A 23,946-nucleotide genomic window follows, 5' to 3' on the forward strand; every position below is an offset into this window, starting at 1 on the left:
GATGAATCCTGAAAAACCATCATTTCTTGTAGCTATTTTCTTGGGAGTTTTTTTGGGAGCCGTAATAAAAGCGGTTGCGCTGGTGTATTCGCGCCAGCTGCTGACCGACGAATATCGGGGCCGGCGGGACAGGCTGGCGAAGGTCGACCGGCTCTCACGTACAACAACTACTGATTGCAGAAGGTGCTGGCATTCGGCGTCCATTTGCCGAAGCCGGTGGCGACCATGTTGGCGATGACGCGGCAGACATAGACCTTCTGCGCGGGGTCGTTGTCGGGGCCGGCATGATAGCGGGCGACGGCCATTGACCAGGTCATGTGCCGGGCATGCAGGCTGACCAGGAAGCGCGCCGCGTAGTCGACATTGCGATGCGGGTCGAGCATGTCCTCGACGCTGCGGAACTGCGCGCCGTGATAGCGATGGTTGATCTGCATGCAGCCGAGATCGATCAGCGTCTTGCCCTCGCGACGCGCGTTCTCGAATGCGGCGAGCGCTTCGCCGCGACTGCGAGGAAACACAGCTTTTCCTTCTATATTCAATGCATTAGGCTGAAGGCTGCCCTTCTTTCCGGTCTCGGTCAGGCCGACGGCGTACAGGATTCCGGCGGGCACCCCGTAGCGATCGGCGGCGCGCAGGATCTCCGGCTCGCAGGGATTGGCTGCGGCGCTGGCCGCGCCGGCAGCGAAACTAGATATACATATCGTCGTCAGCACGCTCGCGAAGAGGCGAAGCGGGTCGACCGAATTCCTGTGCGCCATCGCCATTGTTCCTTCCCGGTTGCCGGCCGCCGCCCGCGCCGTTGCCGCCCGAGTTCCCAGGCTGGAACGAAGGCTGGTCACGGCCTGTCGACATCGGCATGGCGCTGGTTGCGTCGGCGCGGCTGGCTGCATGCGCTGCTACCGAGGGTTGCAGGATGGTGACCTTGTCGACGTCGAAGCCGAGGCTGCGCATCGACTTGACGACGGCGTCGCTGTCGGCGGTGAGACGGCGGTATGCCTCGTGTGTCTCGGGCTTCATCTCAATCGAAAGTCGCTCCCCCGAGAGCCGCAGGCTGGCGACAACCGATCCGAGCTCCGAAGGGTGCAACTCGATCTTCAGCACGTGTGTCGGAACGGCAACAGAATTGGTCGTCTGGGAGCCCGTCGAAGCGCTTGCAAAGGCTTGCTGGACGCCATTGTCGGAGGCAAGCCCTTCAACCAGCGCCGATGCCGTCTGGCCGATCGGGTTTTGCGCCGGCGCCGGGAAGCTCTGCTGGCTGACGACTTCCATGCGTCCGGCGGAAGAAGACGGCTTGCCCGGAGTCTGCTGCGCGGCCGACTGCGATTGCAGCGGAGCCTTGGATGCGGAAGCCGGCCGCCAGCCTTGCGGCGGCAACGGGCTACCGGCCGCCGGATCATCCCCTTGCGCCGGCAAGGCATCGGCATCACGCCGGCCCGGCAAATCGAAAGCCATTTGCGCCTTCACCGGCTTTTGCCCAAAATCGGGCCCGGAATCGTCCGCTGCCGTCGAACGGGTGGATCGCGACAGCGGCTCGGCGGAACTGTCGATCGCCGTGCGCTTGCCGGCGCGCAGCCGCAGTTCCAGCGATCCGTGGTCGCCGGCGGCTTCTTCACCATCAGCGCCGCCCGCGCCCGACGATTGCGCGAAATGCTTCATGTCGCCCAGCGCCATCAGCAACGGCAAGCGGTCCTGCAGCGGCGTGGAATCATCGGCTTGCGCCGCGGTATCCTTATCCGCGGTCTGCTTCGCGGATAAGGATCGCCCGTCGGTCTTCGCGGACTTAACCGTCGCCTTCTGCGAACCGCTTTTCCCCTGCGGGTCCTGATCCGGCTCATGCTTGCCGGCATTGGCCGGCAAGCGCCTTGCCGGATGCGCGTTCGGTATCACCGGTCCGGCCGTGTGCTTGTCCTGTGGGCTCTCGGTCCCATGCACCATCTTGCCGAAATTCTGATCCCCATCCTTGTCGCCGGCAGTGTGCTGCCGGGACTGGGACTGTGTCGAAGCAAAGCCCGGTAAGGTCTGGTTGACGCTGGTCATTTTGGGGCTGCTCCGAGGAGTTGGTCGATCTGGTCGAGCTGACGCCGCGTGCTGGTGACCGCCGCATCGATCGGGTCTTGCATATCGGGCGTCGCCGGTGCGGATGCCTTAACCACCGGCGCGGTGCCGGTCGGAGCCGGAGCGGCCGCCAGGTTTTCAGCCGATGTTCGCGCCGGCTGCGGGACAGGGGGCGGCGAAGCGGCGGGCGGCGTGTCTTTCTCCTGGTCGCTCGGCGCGACCGGCGGATCGCTCACCGCGACCGCTGCCTGTTCGGGCATCGCTCCCTCCACGGGAGGCAAGTCCGCACTGGCCGGGTCAGCTGAGGCTTCGGTCGCGGATTTAGCTCCGTCGCCTCTTGCAACGATCGTCGGTGCGGCTTCGGCATTTGCGGGCGCTTTCACCGGCGCCATCACTTCGCCCGCCACGGCCTGCGCGGCGTCGAGCAGGTCGCGGTCGCTTTGCGAAAGCTTGCCGCGATCGATCTTGCCGAGCTTGGCGCGCACTTCATCGACATTGGCCGATGTCATGATGGAAAGGCTCGAATAGAGCTGAGTGCGCGGGTCATCCCGGCTGCCGTTGCCGTTGCGGCCCAGCTCGGCCTTCGCTGAGGCGAAAGCCGAGAGCTCGGTCATCCCGTCGATCGCGGCACGGCGTGCGATGCGCAGGTAGATCACTTTCTCGCGCTCGGGATCCATCATCGAGGTGATGTCGGCGATCTTGTCCTGGCTGATCGCCATGTGCAGCGTAATGACGCCGGAAACAAAGGCATCGGCGAACTGGCTAGCGTAAGGCGAATAGAGGTAGGACGCGACATACTGGGTTGAAGCCAGCGCGAAACGGGCGGCGTCGCCCTGTGCGGCCGCGATGCCCACGGAGCGTCGAAGCGCTGCCTCCTCGACCAACGTGCCGGGGCTGAGCAGGCGCGCCTCGTCGAGCAGGTTCAGCGCTGCCGCAGGGTCATCGGTCGCAAGCAGCGAACCCTTGACCAGCGCCAGGAACGCGCCGAGGTCGGCGGGCACGCCCATCGGATCGATCGGCTTCAGCATTTCGATCGCCTCGGCCGGCCGGCCGCTCAGATAGGCGACGACGCCTTTGGCGATGGCCAGGCTTTGCGGGTCGGTTATTGCGCGCGAAGCCGCCGCCGCGACCGTCACCGGGTTGCCGCCGCTCATGCCGTAGACGAGCAGAGCGCGGAAGTTCTTCGGCTCCTTGAAATCCTCGGCATCGGCATTGCGCATCCGGGCGTCGATCATTTCGAGGAGTTTTGCCTGCATCGGCAGCGCGGCATGATCGCCGCCGGCAATGCGATCCTGGATCAGCTGCAGCGAACGTACCAGCTGATAGGGCTGCAGGGCGTCCTGCGCGAAGGCCGCCGATGACGGCCCGGCAACGAACAGCGCCAGCGCCAGCGCCATCCCAGGAAAAGCGTGATGCGGTTTTCCGTTCGGAATTGCGCCAAGGCAAAGAGATGGAGCGGTTCGCCGTTTCGCTGACACGGTGAAGCGCTTCATCGAACGGCCGATGACGGTCCTGGCCCTCATCCGCCGGCCGCCATCAGGATTTCGATGCGTCGGTTCGCGGCAGCCATCGGATCGGAGGCGATCTTTGGCTTCCGGTCGGCGAAGCCCGCGACCTCGGTGATGCGGCTTTCGTCGACGCCCCCGCGCACCAGCATATAGTAGGCCGAATGGGCGCGCGCGGTGGACAGCCGCCAGTTGTCGTAAGTGTCGCTGCGAAACGGCCGCGCGTCCGTGTGGCCGCTGATGGTAATGGTGCCCTTCTTCTCGTTGACGATGCGGCCTATCTTTTCCATCGCCAGCACCAGCTCGCGGCGCGGCATGGCCGAGCCGATCTCGAACATGCCGAAATCGAGCTGGTCGGTGATCGAAATGACGACGCCCTTGTCGGTGGCCTCGACCGAGACGCCGTCGGCGAGCTTTTCACCCGGCAGGAATGCCTTGGCGAGCTCCTTCTTGATATCCGCCGCTTCCTGAAGAGCGGCTTTGCTCGGCGCCTTTTCGCCTTTGTCGGCGGCTTGCTCGAATTCAGTCTTTTCCGCCTTCGCAGGTTCGGCTTTGGTGTCGGCCGCTGCAGCCTCGCGCTTGTCGGCTTCAGCTTTCCCGGTTTGGGCTTTCTCGGTCTTGTTTGCTTCGCCCGACAGCTTCCCGGCGTCGCCTTGCGCAGCTTTTGGCCCGCTCTTGGCGTCGGTCATTTCCAGGCTTGCCAGCGGCTCCAGCGGCGCGGCCGTCAGCGCAGGAGCGGCCGGAGCGACCTTCACCTTCGGCACCGCGACGGCGGCGACCTTCTCGCCGGGCTTGACCGGATCGCCCTCGATCCTGGCGCGTTCGGCGGTGGCCTCGGCGCCGGGCGCCGCCACCTGCTGCGACCAGAAATCCGGTGCGAACGGATCGCGATAGGATTCGCCGCCGGATGCGCCGGTTGCCGGACCGGCCGCCTGGGCGCCGCCTTCGCCCTTGGCGCTGACGTTCTGCATCACGCCTGTGTCGGCGGCGATTTCTGCCAGCACCGCGTAGGGATCGGCGAACAGCTTTTCGTCGGAGAGCTGGGCATCCTGCGCCCCGGCCTTCGTCTGCCGGCGTTCGGAGGAACCGGCGCCGCCCTTACCGTCATCGCCCGCTTTGGTCGCGCCCTGCTGCGGGTTGTCCGCGGTCAGCCCGACCTTGCTCGGCCCGTCGCCGAGGTCTTCCAGGCCCTTGCGGCTGGAGTTGCGGTCGATCAGCTCGACCGGGTTGAAATAGCTGGCGACGGCCGCCTTGGTCTGCTCGTTGGCGGCGTTGATCAGCCACATGACGAGGAAGAAGCACATCATCGCCGTCATGAAGTCGGCGAAGGCGATCTTCCACACGCCACCATGGTGGCCGTCGTCATGACCGTCGTGATTGCGCTTGACGATGATGATCTCGTGCCGGGGGTCGGCATGCTCGACGGCGCTCATGACAGGACCTCCGACAAGGACGCCGACCACTCGGCGATACGCGTCTCGAACACCGTTTCGTCGATGGTGACGGTCAGGTCGAAGCCCGGCGCCTCGGTGAAGTCGAGATTGGCGGCGCGGGATCCGAGCGCCTCTTTCAGCGGCTCGAACAGCGACAACGGCCCGCGGACGGCGATGCGCACGGCCTCGCTGTCGGCGACCGCCGCACTGATGGCGCGGGAAAGGGCGGCGAGCGAACGCTCCTGCAGGTCGTCGCTGAGAAGGCCGCCGACGATACGGGCGACGGTTGCGCCGGCAAGCTCGGCAACGCGCTGCTCCATGGCCTCGATGCGCGTGGCGACGACGGCGCCGAGATCGCCGCCGAAGCTTTCAAGGAATGTCTGCGCGGCCTGGTCGCTGGCCTGGCGCTCGGCGTCGAGCGCTGCCTGATGGGCCAGCGCGAGGCGCGCCTCGAGCGCCGCCTCCGCGTCGGCCACGGCCTCGGCGATCAGCGCGCCGATATCGGCCTGCGGCTCCGGCGCGGCCGGCAGATGCTCGGCGTCGCGCGCGGTCGGCGCCTGATTGGCACGCGGCGTGCGCGAACCAAAATCGGGCAGGAGATCGAAGAGGGCTGCGGAGGCCATGGCCTAACCTACGGCTTCCGGGACGGCTGCCCATTTGCGCAGAATCTGCGCGGTGCGCTCCTCGTTGAGGTCGACCATGCGGGCAAGCCGGTCCTGCGGCGCCGGCCGGATTTTCTGGCGCAGGTCATCGAGCGGGGTTGCACCGGCGCGCGCGCCGGGCAGGGCGCCGGCCGGGGCCTCGGCGGTGATCGCGGCGACCGGCGCATCGGGCGTCGGCAAGGAACGCTGCACGTCGTCGAAGCTCGGGCCGGCAATGGCCGCGGGCCTCGCCGACGCCGTCAGCGCGGCGGCCATCGGCTTGAGGCCGAAGAACGCCACCAGGAAGACGACGACGATGAAGGCGCCGGCATTGATCAGCGTGCCGGTATAGGTGCCGATCGAGGCGAGAATGCCAGGCTGATCTATCGGCTCGCCGTCGAGGCCGTTGATGAATTCGACCGCCGAGACGTCGATGATGTCGCCGCGCTTGTCGTCGAAGCCGGTCGCCGAAGCGACCATCTTCTGGATCTCGGCGACTCGCTTGGCGATCTGCTCCGGCGTGGCGTCCTTGCCGAGAATGGTCTTCAGGCGATCCTGGTTGACGACGACCGCGATCGACATCTTGTTGACCGTGTAACCGTTGGAGACGGTGGCGATCTTCTTGGAATTGATCTCGTAGTTCGTGATCTCTTCCTTGCGGTCGTTCTGCGAGGTGGATTGCGGGCCCTCGGTGGTGGTGGTCTGCGTCTCGGGCAGGTTCTGCTCGACGCTGGTCGGGGTCGAAGCCTGCTTCTGGTTGCTGGCCTCGTTGGTCTTCACCGACTGCACCGAACGCTCGACGCGCGAGTTCGGATCGAAGATCGTCTCCTCGGTCTGGCGCGTGTCGGTGTTGATGTCGGCCTTGACGCTGGCGCGGAAATTGTCCGGGCCGAGATAAGGGGTGAGCGCGCGGCGGATGTTGTCGCCGATCTGCGCCTCGACCGTCTGCTCGACGCCCAGCGTGCGCGCGGCGCTCGTGTTGGACGGGTCGTCGCCGGCGGCCAAAAGGTTGCCGTTGGAATCGAGCACGGTGACCTTGTCGGCCGAGAGGCCGGGAACAGCCGCGGCGACGAGGTGGCGGATCGACATGGCGCTCTTCTCGGCATCGCTACCCGAGTAGCGGATGACCACCGAGGCGGAGGGCTGCTGCTCGTCGCGACGGAAATTGGCACGCTCGGACATGACGATGTGGACTCGAGCCGCTTTGACGCCGGAGATCGACTGGATGGTGCGCGCGATCTCGCCTTCCAGAGCGCGCACGCGGGTGATCTGCTGCATAAAGGAAGTGAGGCCGAGCGAGCCGACATTGTCGAACAGCTCATAGCCGGCGTTGGCGCTGGTCGGCAGGCCTTTCTCGGCAAGCAGCATGCGCGCCTGCGCGGTGGTGCCGGCCGGCACCATCACGGATGTGCCGTCAGAGCCGACATCGAAGCCGATGCCGGCGTCGGCCAGCACCAGTCCGATCTGATTGACGTCGGAACGCTCGAGGCCGACATAGAGCGTCTCATAGGCCGGGCGGTTGAGATAGACCGACGCGATGCCGATGACGGCCATGACCAGGGCCGCGATGCCGCCCATGAGCGCCAGGCGCCTCACGCCGAAGCTCTTCAAATTCGCGATGACGCTCTGGATCTGTTCCGGCACGATTCAACCGCTCCCAGCATGACTGTCCGCCGGAAGACTAGACCGCGAAGCTTGTGCGAGGATGATAGGCGTGCCAGCAAAGCGTCGACCCGGGTCTTATCCAAAAACGAAAAAGGCCGCGCCCGTGGCGCGGCCTTTCGCCGGTCGGAATATTTCTGCCGATTAGCCGTTCTTGAACAGCGCCAGGATCGACTGCGAGGAGCTGTTGGCGATCGACAACGACTGGATGCCGAGCTGCTGCTGCACCTGCAGCGCCTGAAGGCGGGTCGATTCCTTGTTCATGTCGGCATCGACGAGCTGGCCGACGCCGCGGTCGATGGAGTCCATCAGGCTCTGGGTGAAGGTCTTCTGCAGGTCGATCGAGCTCTTGGCGGCGCCGAGCACGGTGGCGGCGTCGGTAAGCTGACTCATGACATTGTCGATCTTGGTGACCATCTGCGTGATGATGTCGTCGGTCACGCCCGTCGCCGTGATGTCGAGATTGAAGGCGGAGATGTTGTCGATCTTGACGGGCGAGCCCGACACAGCGGCCTGGCCCGCGGTGTTGGCGGCGATGTCGGTGGCGCCGCCGGCGATCGAGGCCGCGTAAGCGGCATCATATGCTGACTGGTCCGCAGCGGTGGAATAGATCGAAGTCTTGCGATCGAGAATGCCCTGGTTCTTGACGGCCGTTGCGAGGCCGGAATCGAACAGCTTGGTGCTCTCGACATTGATGTTGATGGTTCCGAGCGAGATGGCGCCGGACGAGGAGCGGTTGAACGAGGAGACGATCTGGGCGTCGGGCTGGACACCATCATTGGCGGCGGCGACTTGGGTTGACGTCACCGAAAGGTAATTCGAACCGGAGAAGGTGGCGGCATCGGCGAAGGACTTCATCTGCGCCTGAAGCGAGGTGATTTCCGTCTGCGTCTTGGCTTTGTTGGCACCCGATTGGCCGACGCTCGAAAGCAGCTTGGTCTTCAGCTGGCCGATCGTCGAAAGGACGTTGTTCATGCCCGTATAGGCGGTGTCGACCTTCGAGGCGCCGAGGCCGAGCGCGTCCTGCACGGTCGACAGCGCCGAGTTGTCGGAGCGCATGGTGGTGGCGATCGACCAGTAGGCGGCGTTGTCGGAGGCCTCGGAGACCCGGTAGCCGGTGGAGATCCGGGCCTGCGTCTGCTCGAGCGATTTGTTTGTGGCGTTGAGGCTTTGAAGTGCAGTCAACGCCGCAGCGTTTGTCATGATGCTCGCCAAGAAACTCGCTCCTTCTCAAAAGCCGGCATGCCACACAGGCCGGGTCTCGACCTGCCCATCGGTTGCGATCGTGCCGGTGGGCCGATTCGACTAAGTGATTGGTTAACCATACCTAGCGCGATATGGTTAATGGCCTGTTAAAAGTAGGCTTCGGAGAAGTTAAGGAACGAGGGTTGCGCGAGCCTTGAGCAAACGCAAATCGGGCCGCGCTTTTGGCGCGGCCCGATGCTTTGGTCCGGTCAGTATAGAGCGATCAGCCGCGGAAGAGCGACAGGATCGACTGCGACGAGCCGTTGGCGATCGACAGCGCCTGGACGCCGAGTTGCTGCTGAACCTGCAGCGCCTGGAGGCGGGTCGATTCCTTGTTCATGTCGGCATCGACGAGCTGGCCGACGCCGCGATCGATGGAGTCCATCAGGCTCGAGGTGAAGGTCTTCTGCAGGTTGATGGAGCTCTTGGCGGCGCCGAGCTTGGTGGCGGCGTTGGTCATGTCCTTCAGCGCGGCGTCGACGACGTTCATCATCGCCTGGATCTGAGTGTCGCTTGCAGCGGTGGTGCCGGAGAAGATCTTCAGGCCGGCGACCGAGTAAGTGTCGGTGGCGGCGGCAGCAGCGCCCAGAGTCGGGGCCGAGGCCGTGGTGACAGCGGCGCCGGTGGTGCCGAGGCGCTCTGTGTCGAGGATGCCCTTCGCGGTCGGGGCAGCGCCCGAGTCATAAAGCTTGATGCTTTCCACGTTGACGTCGATCGTCGAGATCGAAACCGCGCCGGTGGCGCCGCGGTTGAAGGCCGATACGATCTTGACGTCCGCCGCCGTGCCCGAAGCCGTCGAGACCGACAGCATGTTGGTGCCGGAGAAGGTGGCGCCGTCGGCATAGGCCTTCAATTGGTTCTGAAGAGCGGCGATTTCGACCTGGGTCTTTTCCTTGGAAGCATCGGTCTGGCCGTAGGAAGCGGTCAGCTTCTGCTGGATCTGGTTGATGGTCGAGATCGCACTGTCCATGCCGGTGTAGGCGGTATCGACCTTCGAGGCGCCGAGGCCGAGCGCGTCCGAGACGGTGGACATGGCCTGGTTGTCGGAGCGCATCGTGGTGGCGATCGACCAGTAAGCGGCGTTGTCGGAAGCCTGCGAGACGCGATAACCCGTCGAGATGCGGGCCTGGGTGGTGTCGAGGTTCTTTTGGGTGGCGTTCAAGCTCTGCAGCGCGGTCAGCGCCGAGGCATTGGTCATGATACTGGCCATGGTTACTCGTACCTATTTTTTACACGGATTTTTTTTACATACCGGCATGTCCGGTATGACGGTGCGGCATCATGCCAATGACCGCTCAGTCGGGTCACCCGCCATCTGCGAGCGACTATGGCGGGAAGTCCCTACCAAAGACCTAAATCGGACGGTTAATCGAAAATAATGTTGGAAGGCTTGCGTGCACGTTCCTCAATCCGTCGAGAGGTGAGGCGACACGCCTGCGCGCGGTCCGGCAGGAACGATCAGGTGAAGGATCGCACCAGGCTGCCGACCAGAAGGTTCCAGCCGTCGATCAGCACGAAAAACAGGATCTTGAACGGCAGCGATACCACTGTCGGCGGCAGCATCATCATGCCCATGGCCATGGTGACGGTGGCAACGATCAGATCGATGACGAGGAAGGGCAGGACGATCAGGAAGCCGATCTCGAAGCCGCGTCGGATCTCCGATATCATGAAGGCCGGCACCAGTATGCGCAGGTCGACGGTCTCGCGCGAGACGGTCTGGCCGCGCTCCCGGGCGAGGTCGGCGAAGAGGTCGAAATCCTTGTCGCGCACATTGTGCAGCATGAAGTCGCGGAACGGGCCGGAGATTTTCTCGAACGCCTCGCCCTGCGTGATCTGGTTGTCCATCAGCGGCTTGACGCCGGTGTTCCAGGCCTGGTCGAAGGTCGGCGCCATGACATAGAAGGTCATGAACAGCGACAGCGAGATCAGGATCAGGTTGGCCGGCGTCGATTGCAGGCCGATGCCGGCGCGCAGGATCGAGAAGGCGATGACGAAGCGGGTGAAGCTCGTCACCATGATCAAAAGGCCCGGGGCCACCGAAAGCACTGTGAGCAGGCCGAACATCTGGATCAGGTAGCCGACAGTCGTGCCGTCGGCCTTGCCGATGCCGCCAAGATCGAGCTGCTGGGCCGCCGCGACGGAGGTGGTGACGACGATGAGCGCCGTGGCTATGAGGAACTTTCTCATTCGAGCAGCATCGTCCTGACGAGAACCTGTTTGACGTGGCCGCCGCTGCGCAGCGCCGCGCGCTCCTCGAGATCGGCCTTGAGATGCTGGTAGCCGCTGGCGCCTTCGATCTGATGCAGCTTGAGGGTGCGCACATAGGCAAGCAGGTCCTGGTGGATCTGCTCGGTCACTTCCTGCGGCTGCGGAGCATCGTAGAGCAGCGACGCTTCCAGCCGGATCCAGACTTCCGACGGCGAGGCGAGATTGGTGGTGATCGGTGCCAGCTGCACCAGCGCTGGCCCGGCGCCCGCCTTGCCGCCTTCGGCGGGTTTTTCCGCGGCGCCGGCGTTCTCCGGCGCCGCCGGCACCGGTGCCGGGGTCTCGCCTTGCTGGAGATAGCCGCCGGAAAGCCAACCCATGCCGACGGCCGCGCCGGTCATGGCCAACAGCATGGCGAGCTGGATCGCCAGGGAAGGTCCCTTTTTCGGCTGGACTTGCTCGACATTTGCCACGGCAGCGCTCTCCCGGTCCTAGAAGGGAAGCACTTGGTCGAGGATCTGCTGGCCATAGGCCGGCTGCTGGACCTCGCTCACACGGCCACGGCCGCCATAGGAAATGCGCGCCTCGGCGATGCGCTCGTAGGGGATGGTGTTTTCCGCGCCGATGTCGGACGGACGGACCATGCCGGCGATGGTTAGCACCCGAAGCTCGTAGTTGACGCGAACCTCCTGCGAGCCCCTGATCATCAGATTGCCGTTGGGCAGCACGTCTGTGACGACGGCGGCGACATTGAGCTCGAGGTTTTCCGAACGTTTGATCTCCCCATCGGCATTGGTCTCGGTGCTGGAGCTCAGGCCGGCGTCGCCCTTGCCGCTGGTGCTTGCCTTTTCCCATCCGAGATTGATGTCATAGCCAAGCTTGCGCGCGGCGGTGCGGCTGCGGTCGTTCTGGTTCTTGAAATTGGCCTTGTCGTTGAGCCTGATGTTGACGGTCAGGATGTCGCCGGCGCGCAGCGCGCGCGGATCGGTAAAGAGCCGGCTCTGGCGATCGTCCCACAGCGAGAATTTCTTCGGCCGGGAGGCAGGCGGCTCGGGGTAGCTGTAAGGGCCGGAACCGCCTTCGCCGATACCGGAGCCGACCGGCGACAAAGCAGGCTCCCTGCCGACCTCCCTGAGATCGGTACCGCAGCCGGCCAGGGTGGCGAGGGCGATCAGGGCCAGCAATTTCAACTTCATGACGGATCAACCCTTCGCGCCGCGCTGGCCATGATGCCGGTGAGCGTCGCCGCCGCCTTCTGGTCCATTTCGTTCAGGATGACGCCGGCCTTGCGCGAATCGAGCTTCATCAGGATGGCCGCCGCGAGCTCGGCGTTGACCATCGCCAGACGTTCGGCGGCGGCATCGGGCTTCATGCCGGCATAGATCTTGACGACGCCGTCCTCGGCGCGCGCCAGGAACACCTCGCGGCGCTTCAGCCATTCCTCGTATTCGGCCCGCTTTGCCTCCAGCGCTTTCATGCGCTCGTCGATGCCGGCCTGCAACTGCTTCAATTCCTCGGCCTGGAGAGCGTAGCGGCGGTCGCGCGCGGCGTCCGCGATGTTGGAACAGAAGCGCTGGATCTCGCTTTCGTCCAGCGCCTTGCCGCCTGCGAGCGCAGCCGGCTGAAGCGGCGCGTTTTCATGTGTGAGCTGGGCCGGCTGAACGGGCGCCTGACCGCCGGGCAACACCTGTCGTACCTCGTCCGCGTGGGCAGCGGTGCCGCCAAGCAGAGCAACCATTGCTGCGATGGCCCGGAAGCTCAGGTGACGGCGGGGTGTTGGGGAGGAAAGCGCGATCATCGGCGTGCCTATTGGAGAACCAGATCGGCCTGCAAGGCGCCGGCCGATTTGATGCCTTGCAGGATGGCGATGATGCCGTCGGGCTTCACGCCGAGGCGATTGAGGCCCGAGACCAGCGTTTCGAGGTCGGGACCGTCGAGCACGGCAACGCGGGCGTCAGGCCGGCTCGCCTCGATGGCGGTGAAGGGCTCGACGGCGGTGTGACCCCTGGAGAAGGGTTCCGGCTGAACCACCTTCGGCGCTTCGGTGATGCGCACGGTGAGGGTGCCGTGGCTGATCGCCACACGCGAGATCCTGACATTGCTGCCGATGACGATGGTGCCGGTGCGCTCGTCGATGACGACGCGGGCAGGGGCGTCGGATTCGACGACGAGATTTTCGATCTCGGCATAAAAACGCGCGGCCGAGACATTCCTCGGCCGCCTGATCTGCACCGTGCGGGCATCGCGTTCGGCGGCGACCCGCATGCCGAAGCGCTGCGAGGTGTAGTCGTTGATGGCGTCGGCGATGCGGATGGCGGTCGAGAAATCGGGATTGCGCAATTGCAGCGTCAACACGCCCTGGTCATCGAACTCGGCCGGCACCGAGCGCTCGACGATAGCGCCGTTCGGCACGCGGCCGGCGGTCGGCACGCCTTGCGTCAACTGCTCGGCCTGGCCCTGGGCGGTGAAACCGCCGACGATCACCGAGCCCTGCCCGACGGCATAGATCTCGCCGTCGGCCGCCTTCAGCGGCGTCATCACCAGCGTGCCGCCGGCGAGCGAGGTGGCGTCGCCCATCGAGGAGACGTCGATGTCGATACGGCTGCCCGACTGGACGAAGGGCGGCATGTTGGCGGTGACGATGACGGCCGCCACGTTCTTGGCGCGCGCTCGGCCGTCTTCGGTGGCAATGCCTAGATTCTCCAGCATGGCCCGGATCGACTGTTCGGTGAACGGTGAGTTGCGCAGGCTGTCGCCGGTTCCGGCGAGGCCGATGACCAGGCCATAGCCGACGAGCTGGTTGTCGCGCGCGCTCTGCAACTGGGCGATGTCCTTGATGCGCGCCGCGACCTGGCCGGGCGGCAGCGTGCTTGGCCCGGTCGAGACCCGGAACATGCGCTGGGTGGTGGCCGGATCGTATTCCGGATCGTCGTAGACACCGCCGTTTTTCTGCGCGAGCTCCCGCTTGGCCTTGGGCGTCAGCCCATCCGCCAATGCCGGCTGCAGGCCGATGGCGGCGCTCAGCAGAAGAACAAAGGCGCGCATCACGAAGCGCCGACCTTGATGGTGCCGTCGGCCATCACCGTGCCCGAAATGATCTTGCCGCTGTCGGTGTTGCGGATCTTGATCTGGTCACCGGCAGCACCTGGCTGCAGCGTGACGCCGGCGGCTGAAATGGTGAGCGAGCCGGCGGTGAAATAGACCTGCACGGAAGCGCCCTGCTCGACCAGCCAGGCGTCGCGGATGGCAGTCACCGGGATGTAGCGGCCGGGCAGCAGCGTGCGCTTGGCAACCTTGCCCTGAAGCTCCTCGGAGCGCGTCGCCATGCCGTCCGGCTTGTGCTTGCCGGGGATGAGCGTCACCTGCTTGAGCGAGGCGGGCTCGATGGTCTCGCCGGGATAGATGACCCGGTTGGGGATCAGCACGGCCTCGCCGACGACCTGGCCGGCGGCGATCTGGTTTGCCGACTGGCCGGTCGGGTCCTGCGCCAAAGCCGGCGTGCCGGCAGCCACCAGGACGGTGGCCAGCACGGCGCGACGGAGTGCGGAGGAGATCGGCCAGGCCATCATCCGTTACCTGATGTTCTTGGAGACCACCGAGGCCATGTCGTCGGCGGCCTGGATGACCTTGGAATTCATTTCGTAGGCGCGCTGCGCCGAAATCAGCTCGGTGATTTCCTTCACCGGATCGACGTTGGAGGATTCGAGATAGCCCTGCTGGATCGTGGCGAAGCCCGGATCGCCGGGAACGCCCACATTGGCCGGGCCTGAGGCGGCCGTTTCCTGGAAGAGGTTGTCGCCGAGCGGCGCCAGGCCCGCCTCGTTAGCGAAGTTGGCGATCTGAAGCTGGCCGAGCAGCTGGAGGTCCGTCTGGCCCTGGATGCGGGCGAAGACCTGGCCTGTCTTGTTGACGATCACCTCGACCGCGTCGGTCGGCACGGTGATGGCCGGAACGACATTGGCCCCGTCCACCGTCACGAGCTGCCCGGTGGCATTGGTGTTGAAGGCGCCGGCGCGGCTGTAGAGCGTGGCTCCATCGGCGCCCTCGATCTGGAACCAGCCCCTGCCGGTCAACGCCAGGTCGAAGCTGTTGCCGGTGCTGGTCAGCTCGCCTTGCGTGTGGACGTTGCGCACCGCCGTCGTCTTGACGCCAAGACCGATCGAGACGCCTTCCGGCACCAGCGAGGTGTTGGAACGGTTGGGCACCCCTTGGGTGCGGTCGACCTGGTAGAGCAGGTCGGAGAATTCGGCCCGCGCCCGCTTGTAGCCGGTCGTGTTGATGTTGGCGATGTTATTGGCGATGACTTCCAGGTTGGTCTGCTGGGCATTCATGCCGGTGGCGGCGATGGCAAGGGCTTTCATGACGCTAGATACTCATGCGGCTGATTTCGAGATAGGCTGAGACGACCTTGTCGCGGATCGCGATGGTGGTCTGCAGCGCCTGCTGGGCGCTCAGCACCGCATCGACGACCTGGCGCGTATCGGCGTCGCCCTTCAGGGCCTGTATCGACATCTGCTCGGCGCCCTGCAGCGTGTTGACGGTCTTCGTCGCCGCTTGGCTGAGCACCTCGGCGAAGCTGCTGCCGACGCTTTCGCCGGTCTGCGTTCCGACGCCGCCCTGCAGCAGGTTCGGTGACGCCTGCTCCGCCCCATCAACCGCCGTCTTGAATTGTATTGCCCCGATACCGCCGATCATTACTGGTTCCTCATCAGGTCGATGGTCATGGAAATCAGATCGCGAGCCTGCTTGATGACCTGCAGGTTGGCTTCATAGGAGCGGTTCGCCTCGCTCATGTCGGCCATTTCGACCAATGTGTTGACATTGGGCATCTTGACGTACCCTTTGGCGTCGGCGGCTTCGTTGCCGGGCTGGAATTCGATCGGGAAGTCCGAAGGATCGCGGGAGATCGCGTTGACTTCCACCAGCGAGCCGCCGGTTGCGCGGTCGACCTCGGACTGGAAGGTGATGGTCTTGCGGCGATAGGGATCGGCGCCGGGCGTGCTGCCGGTCGACTGGGCGTTGGCAAGGTTCTCCGAGACCACGCGCAGCCGCTCGGACTGGGCGCCAAGGCCGGATGCCGCGACTTTGAGGGCTGCAGTCAGCGCATCCATGATCAGCTCTTCACCACCATCGTCATCATCGAGTGGAAGGCCTTGACGATCGCCGTGTTGAGCTCGAAGGAGCGGCGGACCTCGCCGGCTTTCATCAACTCCTGTTCGAGAACCACGGTGTTCTTCGACGGCATGATCGCGCCGTCAGGGTCCTCGGGCTTGACGTTGAAGCCGGCATTGGCCCTTTCGCCGCCAAGGTGGCCAGTCTGCGTGGCGGCAAGCGTTACCGCGGTCCGGTCGAGGACCTTTTCGAAGGGCTCGACGTCATTGGCGGTGTAGCCGGGCGTGTTGGCATTGGCGATGTTGGAGGCAATCGCCGACTGGCGCACGGCCAGCCATTGCGACTGCCGCGTGGCGAGATCGAAAAGATTTACGGGTTCCATGGGAATCTCCCGGGCAAGTACGCGCAAGACTAGGCGGCCAGTCTTGCGTGGACCTTGCGCGGGGTGGGCTTGCGCCCTGGAGCCGGATGATTTCAGGTCTATGGACCTGAAATCTGAATCCGCTTCTAAATCAAGGAATAGAGCACGACGTCGACCGAAAACCGCTTCACACTTTTCGGCATCATGCTCTAGCGGCTATTTCGAGAGCTGGATCACCTTGTCGGCGCTGGTGACGATCACCCATTTGCCGCCGCGCTGCTCGATCGAGGCGACGCGGCTGGAATCCGGTAGGACGGAGCCGCGCTGCACGATCCACAGACCGGTATCGTCCTCGATCATGGCGCGGCCGTTGGCGGCATGCACCATCTTGAATTCCGAAGCGGCGGCCGGGAAGGGCTGATCGCCGGGCGCCGGCGCGGGGTCGTCCTGCACCGTTCCGGTGGCAAACAGGTCGATATCGGCATTTGGAATGTCCTTGACCGTCAGCGGCCCGCTGCGTTCGGCCACAACGCCGCCGCCCTCGCGTCCGGAATTGCTGCCGCTGCCGCCGAACTTGATGGCCTGAACGCCGAACTGCTCCTGGTTGAAGAAGATGTACCAGGGAAACAGGGCGCAGATCAGCCCGAGCGCGATTCCGAGCGCGGCGATGACGAAATCGCTGCGGCGGTCCGCGCTCTTGTCGGCGAGGCGCGGGAAATGGGCTTTCGGCGGTTCCGGCCACTCGGTGCGGGGAAAAAGCCCGTCGAGCAACGAATCGCGGCTGGCCTGCGCCATGTCAGCGGTCGCCCTCGGCGGATGCGGCCTGTTGGCGCTGCTTAGAAGAGCCGTCGCCTTCTCCGTCCTGGCGCGCACGGCTCTGTTCCTGGCAATTCTTGCTTCATCAGCAGCGGCTTTCTCCGCCGCCTCGGCCTCGGCAAGCATGTCGCGCAACATGCGCTCGGTGTATTGGAGCTCAGTCTCCTTGATCGCCATTCAGCTTCCCCTTGAGGTGGCGGGCGAGGTCGGCGAACGGATCGGCCGATGCGCGATCTCTCGGTGATTGCGAGAGCGCCTCGTAGATCAGCGGCACCTGGCGCACCGCGATGTCGAGCTCGGCATCGGCGCCGCTCTGGTAAGCGCCCAGCAGACGGATGTCGCGCGTGTCCTCGAAGCGCGCGATCATCGATTTCAGCCTGGTCACCAGCATGCGCTGCTCCGCGCTCCAAGCCTTGTCGGCGAGGCGCGAGATCGACGACAGCGGATTGACCGGCGGATAACGGCCCTGCTCGGCAAGCGCGCGGTCGAGCACGACGTGGCCGTCGAGGATGCCGCGCACCGAATCGGCGACCGGATCGTTGTGGTCGTCGCCGTCGACCAACACGGAAATGATGGCGGTGATCGAACCCTTGCCTTCGGCTCCCGGCCCGGCTCGTTCGAGCAGCTTCGGCAGGTCGGTGAAGACCGAAGCCGGATAGCCGCGCGCGACCGGCGGCTCGCCGGTTCCCGTCGCCACCTCACGCAGCGCATGGGCGAAGCGGGTGATGGAATCCAGCACCAGCAGCACGCGATGGCCCTGGTCGCGGAAATGCTCGGCCACGCACATGGCGGTATCGGGCGCGCGCCGGCGCATCATGGCGCTTTCGTCGCTGGTGGCGACGACGGCGACGGTCTTGGCCATGCTCTGGGCGCCGATCGTATCCTCGAGGAATTCGCGCACCTCGCGGCCGCGCTCGCCGATCAGCGCCACGACCACCGTATCGAAGGCCTCGGCGCCGGCCAGCATCGCAAGCAGCGTCGACTTGCCGACGCCGGAGCCGGCGAAGATGCCGAGCCGCTGGCCGAAGCAGAGCGGCGTGAAGATGTCTATGACCCTGACGCCGGTGAGAAAGCCGGTGCCGACGCGCTGACGCGCCAGGGCGCCGGGCGTCGCGCGATGCGCGACCTCGGCGGCATTCGGCCTGATCAGCGGCGGTCCGCCGTCAATGACGCGGGTCAAGGCATCGATGGCGCGCCCACGCCAGGAAACATGCGGCGCGACGGCGAGCGGGCCGCGGCGAAAGACGGCATCGCCGATGCCGGCGTCGGCGCTGCGTTCGAAAGGCGCGACCACCACCTCGTCGCTGCCGATCTTGACGATCTCGCCGCGGCGTGCGCCGGCCTTGCCGCGCTGCTCGACGATGTCGCCGAGCCTGGCAATCCCGGACAGGCCGCGGACCTTGTAATGCGTCGGCGAGATCTCGACGACGCGGCCGCCGCGTGAAAGCAGTGCCTGCGGATCGTCGAACCGCTGCCAGATGCGTTCGAGCGCGGCCAACCTGTCGGGCCGTCCAGTATCCGCCGGGCTGTCGGAAGCGCGCAACAGGGACGAGCCGGTCGTCATGCCGTCACTTCGAGCCGAGCGTCTTGATCGCGTCGTCGGTGGAGGAATCGGTCTGCCGCATCAGCGCCGCCGTGTTCTCGAAAGCGCGCTGCACCTGGATCAGCCGAGTCATTTCCAGCACCGGGTTGACGTTCGACTCTTCCAGAAATCCTTGGGCGATACCGACGTCCGAACGGTCGGTGACGGGTTCGGGCGTGCGCGCCGGAACGACACCCGAATTGCCGTAGCGGACGAAATTCTCGCCGGGGTCGAAATTATAGAGGCCGATCGCGCCGACCAGCTGATCGTTCTGCCTGAGCGAGCCGTCGGCGCCCGCCTTGGGCGGGCCGTTGCGCGGATCGAGCTGGATCGGGGCGCCGCCGCCGTCCAGGACGGGGTAGCCTTCTATCGACATCAATTCGCCGTTCTCGTTCATGGAGAAGCGGCCGTCGCGCGTCATCACCGTGCCGGCGGGCGTCTCGATGGCGAACCAGGCGTCGCCCTGGACGGCGAAGTCGAACGGGTTGCCGGTTTCGGTCAGCGCGCCATGCGCGCCGGAAAGATAGGTCTTGCCGGAGGAGGCGAAGGAAACGGACTTCGGCCCGGTGCCCGAAACCACGTCCTCGAACTTCACGCCGGTGGCGCGAAAGCCGATTGTCGAGGCGTTGGCGACGTTGTCGGCGATGGTGTCGAGACGGCGCTCGAGCGCGATCTGCGAGGAAAGGGCGACGTAAAGGCTATCCTGCATGATCTTCTCAGAACTTCAACTGCTGCATGGCCATCATCAGGTCGGTGGATATGCCGACACTGGTCGGCTGCGCGAAGAGCACGCTGACCGACGTCACCGCTGTCGAGGTGGGGTGGTTGATCTCGTACATGCTGGTGAAGCGGGTCAGGAATTTGCTGAGCTTCTCGGGGTCGGTGAAGTCTTTGATGTCGAGCTTCTGCTCGAACAGCTGCGCCTGCTTGTCGATGTCGGCGGTAGCGAAGGAATCGGGCAGGCCGAGCGCGGTACGCGCCACGCTGGCCAAAGCGGTGTCGGCCAGCACGTCGTACCAGCTGGTGATGTCCGGCGCCTTGCGTTGGAAATAGAGCGCCAGCCGCACGCCCTCGTTGGTCTGGCCGGCGTCCTCTTCCAAGGTCTGGCGCAGGTATTTGTCGACGGTCGGCTGCTGCGCTGGAACATAGGTGGTGGCATTTGCGCCGTACTGCTCGAAGTTGAGGGCCGAGGCCAGCCCGGCATAGGCCTTGTTGGTCTGCTTGTTGGCAACGCTGTCCGGATCGCGCACACCGCCCTCAAGGACCTGCCTGATCAGGTCCTTGTCTTCGGTGGCGGAGTCGAGACCGAATGCGGCCAGCGCGTAGGTGTAGAGCCGGTCGTTCGACATCAGGTCGTCGACCGATTTCACCTTGGTGATGTTGGCGAGATAATATGTCGTCTCGCCCTTCACATAGTCCGAATCCGGGTCGAGACCGGCGATCTCAGCCTGCATTGCGTAATTCTTCGTGACCAGCTGCTGCGCCGGATTGTAGACCGTCGCATCGGCGCCATCCGCCGCGAAGTTGAAAGCGCGGACGAATTGGGCGTAGCGCTTGTCGGTCAGCTTGTTGGCGAAGCTGTTGGGATCGGAGACGCCTTCCTTGAGCGCCTTGACCATGAAGGCTTTGGCATAGTCCATGTTCTCCAGCCCGTAAGCCTTCATGGCGTATTTGAACAGGCGGTCGTTTTTGACGAAATCGTCGATCGATTTCACCTTGGTGATGTTAGCCAGATAGTATTGGGTGTCGCGATCGACCGTCGGCTGCTGCTCGATGCGGGCGATAGACTTGGGGATGTCTTTGGCGATCAACTGGTAGCTGAGGTAGGTACTAAGCAAAGGGCGTGCCTCCGGCCGAAGCTATCCCCGCACAATAGCGTCACTTCCTTGCGCGAAGCTGAATCGCTTCCCATGCCTGCGATTCAAGCCTCACACAAGGCACGAGGACTATCCCTGATCCACGATGTGACATGCGGAAGGACCTGTCGTGGGCATTCTGATCGGACTTGTGGTGACGCTCGGCTGCGTTCTCGGCGGCTTCATGGCCATGGGCGGCCATCTGCATGTGCTGCTGCAGCCGTGGGAAGCGGTGGTGATCTGCGGCGCCGCGCTCGGCACCTTTCTCGTCGCCAATCCGATGAAGACGGTCAAGGATACCGGCAAGGGCATTCTCGAAGCCTTCAAACAGGCGGTGCCGAAGGAGCGCGACTACCTCGAGACGCTGGGCGTCCTGCACAGCCTGATGCGCGAGCTGCGCTCGAAGTCGCGCAGCGAGGTCGAGGCGCATATCGACAATCCGGAGGAGTCGGCCATCTTCCAGGCCTTTCCGACCGTGCTGAAGAACCACGACCTGACCCATTTCATCTGCGACTACTGCCGCATCATCATCATCGGCAACGCCCGCTCGCATGAGATCGAGGCGCTGATGGACGAGGAGATCCAGACGATTCGTACCGACAAGCTGAAGGCCTATCACGCGATGGTCGCGGTCGGCGACGGCCTGCCGGCACTGGGCATCGTCGCGGCCGTGCTCGGCGTGGTGAAGGCGATGGGTGCGCTGGACCAGTCGCCGGAAATCCTCGGCGGCCTGATCGGCGCGGCACTCGTCGGAACCTTCCTCGGCATCTTTCTGTCCTATGCCGTGGTCGGTCCGGTCGCCACCAAGATCAAGACGGTGCGCGAAAAGAAGAACCGCCTCTACATCATCGTCAAACAGACACTGCTTGCGTATATGAACGGCGCCCTGCCGCAGGTGGCGATCGAATTCGGCCGCAAAACCATATCCTCCTACGAACGTCCGACCATCGATGCGGTCGAGCAGAGCACAATGAACACCGGCAGCGCCGAGAAGAAGGCGGCCTGAGCATGCAGCAGCGCAGACAGGGCCGCCTGCCGTCATGACAAGTCCGGGCAGTCCTTCGCAAACCCGGGAGTTGATCATCGAGCGGCTCGTCGGCGACAGCGGCGAGGCGGCGCAGGTGATCGGCGTCGGCCGCGGCATGGCCGAGCGGGCGCTGCCGTTGCTGCAGAAGGCGCTTGTCGCAGAACTCGGCGCGGCGGTGACCGTCGATCTGCAAGTGGTAGAGGTCGGCCGCGTTCCAGAGGCGCGTTCGCGCGCCGGCGATGCCTTCGCGCTGACCATCGTGTCTTCGCCGGCCTCGGCCGACGCCATGACGCTGGTGATGGATGCGCATGCGGTGGCCGTGATGGTGAGCGCGCTGTTCGGCGGCGATCCCGACCAGCCGGTGGCGCCGATCGAGCGCGACCTGTCGCAGATCGAGGCCGATGTCGCGACCATGGTGTTCCAGGAGGTCGCGGCGGCGCTCAACGGATCCGGCAAGCGCTCGCTCGAGCTGCGCCTGCCGGTGCCAAAGGCGACGTCGGGCGGCGAAGCGAGGCGGCGCGTGCTGCGCGACGGCGCCGCGGTCCGCATCGTGTTCGGTGTCTCCACGCCGACCGATACCGGCACCATCACGGTGATGATTCCGCAGCGCGTCCTTCTGTCTACGCGCGGAGCCACCGCCAGAACCGAAGAAGGCGAAGCCAGTGAATTCGACTGGCGGGCCCGCTTCTCCGAAGAGGTGATGCGCTCGACCGTCCGGCTCGAAGCGACGATGCCGCTCGCCCGGCTGACGCTCGGCGACCTCGCCGCGTTCGAGCCCGGCCAGGTGATCGAATTGGAGGAGAACGCCCAGCTCAACGCCAGGCTCAGCGCCCGCGACAAGACCCTGTTTGTCTGCGAGTTCGGCAAGCTGGGGCAGAACTACACCGTCCGCATCAGCCATCCGCATGACGCCGGGCAGGATTTCATCGACGGACTGATGCCGGGCTGACGCCAGGCACGGGATTCATGGAGACGACAGATGGCAAAAACCAAGGTGGAAGCCGAACCCGATCAGCCCGACGAACAGCTCGACCGCGCCATCGAGGAACTGCGCGGCGTGCTGCGGGAAGAGGAAAAGCGCCCGGATGGCGCGCTGTATTCGGGTGCCAATTCCTCGATCATCATGACCATTCCGGTCGACGTGCAGATCATCCTCGGCAGCACGGAGATGCCCGTGTCGGAGCTGATGGCGCTGCAAAAGGGTTCCACCGTCGCGCTCAACCGCCGCATCGGCGAGCCGGTCGACGTCGTGGTCAACGGCCGCAGAATAGCGCGTGGCGAGATCACGGTGCTGGAAAGCGATCCGACGCGGTTCGGTATCCGGCTCACCGAAATCATCGCCGCGACGAAGAGCGCCTGAGAATGGCCGGCGGGCGGACCAATCGGCAGCGAGGACAACACGCATGACGACGGCATTGGCGCTCACACGTCCGCAAAAGGCGGCGGCCATATTGGTGGCCATGGGCAAGCCCGCGGCCAGCCGCCTGCTCAAATTCTTCAAACAGGACGAGCTGAAGGCGCTGATCGAGGGCGCGCGTCTCCTACGCACCATTCCGCAGGCTGATCTGGAACGGATCGTCGCCGAGTTCGAAGCCGAGTTCACCGAGGGCGCCGGCCTGCTCGATTCAGCCGACCGGATGGATACGATCCTCAACGAATCGCTGTCGCCCGAGGAAATGAGCGCCATCATGGGCGACAAGAAGTTCGAGCCTGTCCCGGAAGGACCTGCGCCGATATGGCCGGACCTCGAGAAGCTCGAGCCGGCGCGTCTCGGCTCCTTCCTTGCGGGCGAGCATCCGCAGACATCGGCCATGGTGCTGTCGAAGCTTGCGCCGCAGACAGCCGCCAACGTGCTGCTCACCATGGAAAAACCGATGCGCAGCCAGATCATCAAGCGCATGGTGACAATGGCCAACATCCCGGACGCGGCATCGCGGATCGTCGAGAACCAGCTGCGCGTGAGCGTGCTGTCGCAGAAAGCCAGCCGGGACACCACTGCCGGCCAGGAGCGCGTCGCCAGCATGCTCAATGAAATGGCGAAGCCGGAACTGGACGACCTTATGCAGGACCTGGAGGAAGCCGGCACGCCAGATCTCGCCGGCGTCAGGTCGCGGCTGTTCGCCTTCGACGATCTGCCGCTGCTGCCGCAAAAAGCCCGGGTTCTGCTGTTCGACGGGCTATCGACAGAACTGGTCACGCTGGCGCTGCGCGGCGCGCCGCCGGAACTCGCCGAATCGGTGCTCTCGGCGATCGGCGCACGCTCCCGCCGCATGATCGAATCCGAGCTCGGACAAGGATCGGAAGGCATTGCCCTTGCCGACATCATGGCGGCGCGCAAGAGCATATCGGTCGCCGCCATCCGGCTGTCGCGCGAAGGGGCCTTCGAGCTGCCCTCGACGCAGACCGCCACCGCCGAAGCCGCCTGACGATCATAGCTCGGTCA

General features: G+C 64.8%; 26 protein-coding genes. 4 read left to right on the forward strand and 22 right to left on the reverse strand.

The features are described from left to right. Positions 1 to 167: 167 nt before the first annotated feature. From LB552_RS08550 to LB552_RS08655, 22 genes are all read right to left on the reverse strand, one after another. Positions 168 to 758, reverse strand: a complete 591-nt coding sequence (locus LB552_RS08550; RefSeq protein ID WP_224524331.1) for a transglycosylase SLT domain-containing protein — start codon at positions 756 to 758, stop codon at positions 168 to 170. Then, entirely contained in the window at positions 688 to 2,037 is a 1,350-nt protein-coding gene (locus tag LB552_RS08555) for a flagellar hook-length control protein FliK (protein WP_224603863.1), read from the reverse strand. Before LB552_RS08555 ends, LB552_RS08550 begins: the two co-directional genes overlap by 71 nt. Next, positions 2,034 to 3,452, reverse strand: a complete 1,419-nt coding sequence (locus LB552_RS08560) for a chemotaxis protein MotC (protein WP_224603865.1) — start codon at positions 3,450 to 3,452, stop codon at positions 2,034 to 2,036. Before LB552_RS08560 ends, LB552_RS08555 begins: the two co-directional genes overlap by 4 nt. A gap of 122 nt (positions 3,453 to 3,574) precedes the next feature. Continuing rightward, positions 3,575 to 4,993 carry a MotB family protein gene (locus LB552_RS08565; protein ID WP_224603868.1) on the reverse strand — a complete coding sequence of 473 codons (1,419 nt, stop codon included), beginning with the start codon at positions 4,991 to 4,993 and terminating at the stop codon, positions 3,575 to 3,577. Further along, positions 4,990 to 5,616: a hypothetical protein gene (locus LB552_RS08570; RefSeq protein ID WP_224603870.1), complete on the reverse strand. Its 627-nt coding sequence runs from the start codon at positions 5,614 to 5,616 to the stop codon at positions 4,990 to 4,992. The genes LB552_RS08565 and LB552_RS08570 overlap by 4 nt, the downstream gene beginning before the upstream one ends. Positions 5,617 to 5,619: 3 nt before the next feature. Then, positions 5,620 to 7,278 (reverse strand): flagellar basal-body MS-ring/collar protein FliF, encoded by a 1,659-nt coding sequence (fliF, locus tag LB552_RS08575; protein ID WP_224603873.1) that lies wholly within the window; start codon positions 7,276 to 7,278, stop codon positions 5,620 to 5,622. Positions 7,279 to 7,440: 162 nt separating this feature from the next. Beyond that, positions 7,441 to 8,511 carry a flagellin gene (locus LB552_RS08580; protein WP_224603875.1) on the reverse strand — a complete coding sequence of 357 codons (1,071 nt, stop codon included), beginning with the start codon at positions 8,509 to 8,511 and terminating at the stop codon, positions 7,441 to 7,443. A gap of 253 nt (positions 8,512 to 8,764) precedes the next feature. Further along, a complete protein-coding gene (locus tag LB552_RS08585) occupies positions 8,765 to 9,751 on the reverse strand; it encodes a flagellin (RefSeq protein WP_224514468.1) in 987 nt (328 codons plus the stop codon). A 248-nt stretch (positions 9,752 to 9,999) separates the two neighbouring features. Continuing rightward, positions 10,000 to 10,731 carry a flagellar type III secretion system pore protein FliP gene (gene fliP / locus LB552_RS08590; protein WP_095766375.1) on the reverse strand — a complete coding sequence of 244 codons (732 nt, stop codon included), beginning with the start codon at positions 10,729 to 10,731 and terminating at the stop codon, positions 10,000 to 10,002. Then, positions 10,728 to 11,222: a flagellar basal body-associated protein FliL gene (gene fliL / locus LB552_RS08595; RefSeq protein ID WP_224603886.1), complete on the reverse strand. Its 495-nt coding sequence runs from the start codon at positions 11,220 to 11,222 to the stop codon at positions 10,728 to 10,730. The genes fliP and fliL overlap by 4 nt, the downstream gene beginning before the upstream one ends. Before the next feature lie 18 nt (positions 11,223 to 11,240). Continuing rightward, a complete protein-coding gene (flgH, locus tag LB552_RS08600; RefSeq protein WP_140842054.1) occupies positions 11,241 to 11,945 on the reverse strand; it encodes a flagellar basal body L-ring protein FlgH in 705 nt (234 codons plus the stop codon). Next, positions 11,942 to 12,547, reverse strand: a complete 606-nt coding sequence (locus tag LB552_RS08605) for a MotE family protein (RefSeq protein WP_411965726.1) — start codon at positions 12,545 to 12,547, stop codon at positions 11,942 to 11,944. The genes flgH and LB552_RS08605 overlap by 4 nt, the downstream gene beginning before the upstream one ends. 8 nt (positions 12,548 to 12,555) lie before the next feature. Beyond that, positions 12,556 to 13,644, reverse strand: a complete 1,089-nt coding sequence (locus tag LB552_RS08610) for a flagellar basal body P-ring protein FlgI (protein ID WP_224603773.1) — start codon at positions 13,642 to 13,644, stop codon at positions 12,556 to 12,558. Positions 13,645 to 13,793: 149 nt separating this feature from the next. Beyond that, the gene (flgA, locus tag LB552_RS08615) at positions 13,794 to 14,315 is read right to left on the reverse strand and encodes a flagellar basal body P-ring formation chaperone FlgA (RefSeq protein WP_224603892.1); all 522 of its coding nucleotides are present in this window, start codon (positions 14,313 to 14,315) and stop codon (positions 13,794 to 13,796) included. A 6-nt stretch (positions 14,316 to 14,321) separates the two neighbouring features. After that, positions 14,322 to 15,110, reverse strand: a complete 789-nt coding sequence (gene flgG / locus LB552_RS08620; protein WP_140688781.1) for a flagellar basal-body rod protein FlgG — start codon at positions 15,108 to 15,110, stop codon at positions 14,322 to 14,324. 4 nt (positions 15,111 to 15,114) lie between these two features. After that, positions 15,115 to 15,444, reverse strand: coding sequence for a flagellar hook-basal body complex protein FliE (locus tag LB552_RS08625; RefSeq protein ID WP_095766382.1), 330 nt, complete (start codon positions 15,442 to 15,444; stop codon positions 15,115 to 15,117). Next, positions 15,444 to 15,860 (reverse strand): flagellar basal body rod protein FlgC, encoded by a 417-nt coding sequence (flgC, locus tag LB552_RS08630; protein WP_095766383.1) that lies wholly within the window; start codon positions 15,858 to 15,860, stop codon positions 15,444 to 15,446. The genes LB552_RS08625 and flgC overlap by 1 nt, the downstream gene beginning before the upstream one ends. A 2-nt stretch (positions 15,861 to 15,862) precedes the next feature. Further along, the gene (flgB, locus tag LB552_RS08635; protein WP_224603446.1) at positions 15,863 to 16,243 is read right to left on the reverse strand and encodes a flagellar basal body rod protein FlgB; all 381 of its coding nucleotides are present in this window, start codon (positions 16,241 to 16,243) and stop codon (positions 15,863 to 15,865) included. Positions 16,244 to 16,438: 195 nt separating this feature from the next. Then, positions 16,439 to 17,215: a hypothetical protein gene (locus LB552_RS08640; RefSeq protein WP_224603895.1), complete on the reverse strand. Its 777-nt coding sequence runs from the start codon at positions 17,213 to 17,215 to the stop codon at positions 16,439 to 16,441. Further along, positions 17,196 to 18,602 carry a flagellar protein export ATPase FliI gene (fliI, locus tag LB552_RS08645; RefSeq protein WP_224603897.1) on the reverse strand — a complete coding sequence of 469 codons (1,407 nt, stop codon included), beginning with the start codon at positions 18,600 to 18,602 and terminating at the stop codon, positions 17,196 to 17,198. Before fliI ends, LB552_RS08640 begins: the two co-directional genes overlap by 20 nt. A gap of 4 nt (positions 18,603 to 18,606) precedes the next feature. After that, a complete protein-coding gene (flgF, locus tag LB552_RS08650) occupies positions 18,607 to 19,329 on the reverse strand; it encodes a flagellar basal-body rod protein FlgF (protein ID WP_140688792.1) in 723 nt (240 codons plus the stop codon). A 7-nt stretch (positions 19,330 to 19,336) separates the two neighbouring features. Continuing rightward, entirely contained in the window at positions 19,337 to 20,458 is a 1,122-nt protein-coding gene (locus tag LB552_RS08655; protein ID WP_224603900.1) for a DUF1217 domain-containing protein, read from the reverse strand. A gap of 148 nt (positions 20,459 to 20,606) precedes the next feature. Between LB552_RS08655 and motA the strand changes: the two genes are divergently transcribed. Genes motA through LB552_RS08675 form a run of 4 tightly spaced genes read left to right on the forward strand, consistent with a single transcriptional unit; the run spans position 20,607 to position 23,929 of the window. Continuing rightward, positions 20,607 to 21,482, forward strand: a complete 876-nt coding sequence (motA, locus tag LB552_RS08660; protein ID WP_224543321.1) for a flagellar motor stator protein MotA — start codon at positions 20,607 to 20,609, stop codon at positions 21,480 to 21,482. Positions 21,483 to 21,516: 34 nt separating this feature from the next. Next, positions 21,517 to 22,452 carry a FliM/FliN family flagellar motor switch protein gene (locus LB552_RS08665; protein ID WP_318012025.1) on the forward strand — a complete coding sequence of 312 codons (936 nt, stop codon included), beginning with the start codon at positions 21,517 to 21,519 and terminating at the stop codon, positions 22,450 to 22,452. 30 nt (positions 22,453 to 22,482) lie between these two features. Beyond that, positions 22,483 to 22,863, forward strand: coding sequence for a flagellar motor switch protein FliN (gene fliN, locus LB552_RS08670; RefSeq protein WP_140541755.1), 381 nt, complete (start codon positions 22,483 to 22,485; stop codon positions 22,861 to 22,863). A gap of 43 nt (positions 22,864 to 22,906) precedes the next feature. Then, on the forward strand, positions 22,907 to 23,929 hold the full coding sequence (locus LB552_RS08675; protein WP_095766392.1) for a flagellar motor switch protein FliG: 1,023 nt from the start codon (positions 22,907 to 22,909) through the stop codon (positions 23,927 to 23,929). The last annotated feature ends 17 nt before the right edge of the window (positions 23,930 to 23,946 follow it).

This window comes from Mesorhizobium sp. CA7 (assembly GCF_020165015.1).
In the GTDB taxonomy this organism is placed as follows: Bacteria; Pseudomonadota; Alphaproteobacteria; order Rhizobiales; family Rhizobiaceae; genus Mesorhizobium.